This is a genomic window from Sulfuricurvum sp., assembly GCF_019163035.1.
Classification (GTDB): domain Bacteria; phylum Campylobacterota; class Campylobacteria; order Campylobacterales; family Sulfurimonadaceae; genus Sulfuricurvum.
In genome coordinates this window covers 19,721-22,859 of the sequence record NZ_JAFLKV010000117.1, presented here as the reverse complement: position 1 = coordinate 22,859, position 3,139 = coordinate 19,721, and the positions used below count along the sequence as shown (strand labels likewise).

The 3,139-nt window shown below is 41.0% G+C and carries 3 protein-coding genes; 2 read left to right on the top strand and 1 reads right to left on the bottom strand.

What is annotated here, in order from left to right; all coding sequences use genetic code 11:
• Positions 1-100: 100 nt before the first annotated feature.
• On the bottom strand, positions 101-559 hold the full coding sequence (locus JZU62_RS08465; RefSeq protein ID WP_295013803.1) for a prepilin-type N-terminal cleavage/methylation domain-containing protein: 459 nt from the start codon (positions 557-559) through the stop codon (positions 101-103).
• A gap of 168 nt (positions 560-727) precedes the next feature.
• Between JZU62_RS08465 and JZU62_RS08460 the strand changes: the two genes are divergently transcribed.
• Both JZU62_RS08460 and pckA read left to right on the top strand, forming a co-directional pair.
• A complete protein-coding gene (locus JZU62_RS08460; protein WP_295013801.1) occupies positions 728-1,123 on the top strand; it encodes a hypothetical protein in 396 nt (131 codons plus the stop codon).
• Positions 1,124-1,246: 123 nt separating this feature from the next.
• Complete coding sequence (gene pckA, locus JZU62_RS08455) at positions 1,247-2,830, top strand: phosphoenolpyruvate carboxykinase (ATP) (protein WP_295013799.1); 1,584 nt, start codon at positions 1,247-1,249, stop codon at positions 2,828-2,830.
• The last annotated feature ends 309 nt before the right edge of the window (positions 2,831-3,139 follow it).

Below are 3,139 nucleotides of genomic sequence, written 5' to 3'. Positions count from 1 at the left end.
AATTGTTCTGAGTTTTACGATTGAAAATCAATCACATAAATCAATTCAATTTTACATTCCCACTCAGGAGAGTGGGAACGAAAGATGTCTAAAAAATTACTTAATAAGTGATCTTTTTCCCACCAAAAATATGAGTTTTTCCACCCGTTATTGCGATATTATTTGTAGCAGCAGCTTGCTGTACTCCTGCACAAACAGTATTTGTCGCACCAGTTGTATTTGGCGTCAACGTAATGTTACCGTCACTTGAAGCATTGAAATCAAAACAGTTCACGTTATCAACGACAATATAAGCTACTGTACCATATGTATATGTGGCATTTGCAGCAAGGCTAGTTTTGACGTTAGTCATTTTATCCATTGCAGTTGTATTCCACTCACCTTGTGCAGTGTACTGTGAACCCAGATCTTGGATAAACGTGGAAACTTCCGTAGCACCTTTTGAGATTTTTGCATCATCACGGGTTGCTGCCAATTTTGGAATAGCAACAGCCGCCAAAATACCTAGAATAACGATAACGAAGATTAATTCGATCATAGTAAAACCTGAACGTTTCATGGTTTTCTCCTTATGAAGTATTAGTAGTGATTACACTCGTAACCCTATTGTCATTATGAGTTGCTTTATCTTATAGTTTGATTAAATACAACAAAAATCGACAAAAATATTATACATGAGGTGTTAAAGAAGAATATGGCATAATTTTTACAAAATCAAGGAGATATGATGAAAATCGCTGTACCGGTAGTCGATGATAGTTTGAGAATGGCGGGGAATGCGGGACATACCCCTTATTTTGCAATATTTAACCTCAATGGAGGGATGTTTAAAACGTTTGCATTAGAAGGATTGCGCGCTAATCCAAAAGTAGTAGTAGGAGAAGATCATCATGATCATGATGAGCACCACACTTGCGACCACGATGAGGGCGATGTAGAACATATCAAGGCACATGATACGATGGCGGGTACAATTGAGGATTGCGATTATCTCGTCGTCAAAATGGCATGTAAGAACACCGCAAAAAGTATGAGCAATGTAGGTGTAAAGCTCCAAAAGTACAATGGAATCGAAACATCGGCATCCAAAGTTTTGAGTGAATTAGCATCTCAATTCAAATAATCCTCCACTTTAATTCTCGTTTATAAATTGGAGGCGTATAATTCGCACCATAAATGAAGTGAAAACTTCAAATCTTCATCTCTATACAGTATATAGATGAACCCTAAAAGGTAAAAGAACACCATGATTTCCGCAGAGATTGAGACGTTAGGCATAAAAAATAGTGGAAAGATTTTCCATAACCTTGATTACGATGAGCTGATGAAGCATGAACTGGATAACGGTGAATGCCGCCTTGCAAGCAGTGGTGCAACGATGGTCGATACCGGTATTTTTACCGGTCGAAGCCCAAAAGATAAATATTTTGTCGATTCTGACCCCTCTAACCAATACATCGCGTGGGGTGATGTGAACAAAAAAATCGATAAATCGGTTTTTGATGAACTCCTCGTCGTAGCCCGCGAACAGCTCTCAGAAAAAGATCTCTACATCACCGACGTTTATTGCGGATCAAGTGCTTCGAGTAAGCGTTCCGTCCGATTTGTTTCTGAAATCGCATGGCAATCTCATTTTGTCAAAAATATGTTTATCCGCCCAAGCAAAACGGAACTCGAAACTTTCAAACCCTCTTTTACTGTACTAAACGCATGTAAAGCGGTAAATGAAAAATGGGCAAATCACGGTTTGAACTCCGAAGTGTTCGTTCTCTTTAGCGTCGAAGAGAATCTCTGTATTATCGGTGGAACATGGTACGGCGGTGAGATGAAAAAAGGTATTTTTTCAATGATGAACTACTGGCTTCCATTAGAGGGGAAACTATCTATGCACTGCTCTGCGAATGTTGGAGCTGCGGGTGATACCTGCCTCTTCTTCGGACTCAGCGGTACGGGTAAAACCACCCTATCCACTGACCCTAAACGGGCACTCATAGGTGATGATGAGCATGGTTGGGATGATGAGGGTGTTTTCAACTTCGAGGGGGGATGCTACGCAAAAGTGATCAATCTCGACCCATCTAGCGAACCTGAGATTCACAGCGCTATCCGCCCTAATGCACTGTTAGAGAACGTCGTTTACGATGAAGATGGTATCGTTGATTATACCGATGGTTCTAAAACAGAAAATACCCGCGTATCGTACCCGATCGAACATATCGACAATCACCAGCCCTCACTCATGGCAGCACATCCAAAAAACATCATTTTCCTCTCTGCCGATGCGTTCGGAGTATTGCCTCCGGTCAGCCGTCTTACTAAAGAACAAGCAATGTACTACTTCCTCAGCGGATATACGGCAAAAGTTGCGGGTACAGAGCGGGGAATCACCGAGCCGGTTGCAACCTTTAGTTCATGTTTCGGTGAAGCATTTTTGCCTTTGCATCCAACCGTCTATGCGAAACTTCTCGGTGAAAAAATCGATGAACATCGCGTAAACGTTTATCTGGTCAATACCGGATGGACGGGTGGTGGATATGGTGTCGGTAAGCGAATGAGCATTAAAGATACCCGTGCGTGCATTAATGCTATTTTAGACGGTACTATCAATGAAAGTGAATTCGATACTACCAACACCTTCGGTTTCCATATCCCTAAAACACTTGGTTCTATCGATCCAGTAATCCTTAACCCTCGTAATGCATGGGCAGACCGCGATGCGTATCTCGTTCAGCGTGATAATTTAGCGGCTCTTTTCATCAAAAACTTCCAAAAATATACCGATGGACAGAGTGAGTTTGATTACTCTGCTGCGGGACCAAAACTTCCATAACTTCTACTAACTACTTTTCTTTTTTTACAAGAAAAGTAGCAAAACAAGCATAGCGCTTTTGCAAAGCAAAATGTTTCTCTGAAAAGAAAATCGCCCTCACAACAAAACGCTATCGGTACGCTTTTGCCCTACGGCAAGCGACCTTATTCTTGGTATGTTGTGGGGACACTATTTTTATTTTATAATTTTGATTGTAGTATTTAGAAAGAAAAGGCACAGAGCAAATGCTCTGTGCTGAAGATTAGCAAGAATAAGTAGATTTGAATTCGAATGCAGTTGGGCGAGATTCATCAGGCCATACTTGTGTTT

What these genes read in the sequence shown, in the direction of transcription:
- JZU62_RS08465 (WP_295013803.1), bottom strand. Translation starts at nt 559, where the DNA reads ATGAAACGTTCAGGTTTTACTATGATCGAATTAATCTTCGTTATCGTT.
- JZU62_RS08460 (WP_295013801.1), top strand. Translation starts at nt 728, where the DNA reads ATGAAAATCGCTGTACCGGTAGTCGATGATAGTTTGAGAATGGCGGGG.
- pckA (WP_295013799.1), top strand. Translation starts at nt 1,247, where the DNA reads ATGATTTCCGCAGAGATTGAGACGTTAGGCATAAAAAATAGTGGAAAG.